This window comes from Streptomyces sp. NPDC101132 (genome assembly GCF_044759225.1).
GTDB lineage: Bacteria > Actinomycetota > Actinomycetes > Streptomycetales > Streptomycetaceae > Streptomyces.
This window is the reverse complement of record NZ_JBIVYX010000034.1, coordinates 1-1108: the sequence shown is the minus strand read 5'-3', so window position 1 is coordinate 1108 and position 1108 is coordinate 1. Positions and strand designations below refer to the sequence as shown.

Genomic DNA, 1108 nt, shown 5'->3' with positions numbered 1-1108 from the left:
GGAGCTGTCGAAGGTGGGACCAGCGATTGGGACGAAGTCGTAACAAGGTAGCCGTACCGGAAGGTGCGGCTGGATCACCTCCTTTCTAAGGAGCACATAGCCGACTGTGAGCGCATGACTCACACGGTTGCTCATGGGTGGAACGTTGACTATTCGGCACGATTCACAAGATGGATCACTAGTACTGCTTCGGCGTGGAACGTGAATCACATCGACGGGATCGTGCCGGGCACGTTGTTGGGTATCTGAGGGTACGGCCGGTTGGCTGGACCTTCGCGATGCCGGCCCCAGTGCACTCACCGGTTTGTCTGGTGGGGTGATGGGTGGCTGGTCGTTGCTTGAGAACTACACAGTGGACGCGAGCATCTGTGGCCAAGTTTTTAAGGGCGCACGGTGGATGCCTTGGCACCAGGAACCGATGAAGGACGTGAGAGGCCGCGATAGGCCCCGGGGAGCTGCCAACTGAGCTTTGATCCGGGGGTGTCCGAATGGGGAAACCCGGCAGTCGTCATGGGCTGTCACCCACTGCTGAACACATAGGCAGTGTGGAGGGAACGAGGGGAAGTGAAACATCTCAGTACCCTCAGGAAGAGAAAACAACCGTGATTCCGGGAGTAGTGGCGAGCGAAACCGGATGAGGCCAAACCGTATGCGTGTGAGACCCGGCAGGGGTTGCGCATGCGGGGTTGTGGGAATGAGCTTTCACAGTCTGCCGGCTGTGAGGCGAGTCAGAAACCGTATGGATAGGCGAAGGACATGCGAAAGGTCCGGCGTAGAGGGTAAGACCCCCGTAGCTGAAATCTGTACGGCTTGCTTGCTCATCTCCCAAGTAGCACGGGGCCCGAGAAATCCCGTGTGAATCTGGCGGGACCACCCGCTAAGCCTAAATATTCCCTGGTGACCGATAGCGGATAGTACCGTGAGGGAATGGTGAAAAGTACCGCGGGAGCGGAGTGAAATAGTACCTGAAACCGTGTGCCTACAAGCCGTGGGAGCGTCGGGATCTTCGGATCCTCGTGACTGCGTGCCTTTTGAAGAATGAGCCTGCGAGTTAGCGGTGTGTAGCGAGGTTAACCCGTGTGGGGAAGCCGTAGCGAAAGCGAGTCCG

2 rRNA genes are annotated in these 1108 nt (G+C 57.9%); both read left to right on the top strand.

The annotated features are described in order from the left end of the window. Positions 1-85 (top strand): 16S ribosomal RNA (locus ACIQUR_RS35185); the annotation flags it as partial. A gap of 285 nt (positions 86-370) precedes the next feature. Continuing rightward, positions 371-1108 (top strand): 23S ribosomal RNA (locus ACIQUR_RS35180); the annotation flags it as partial.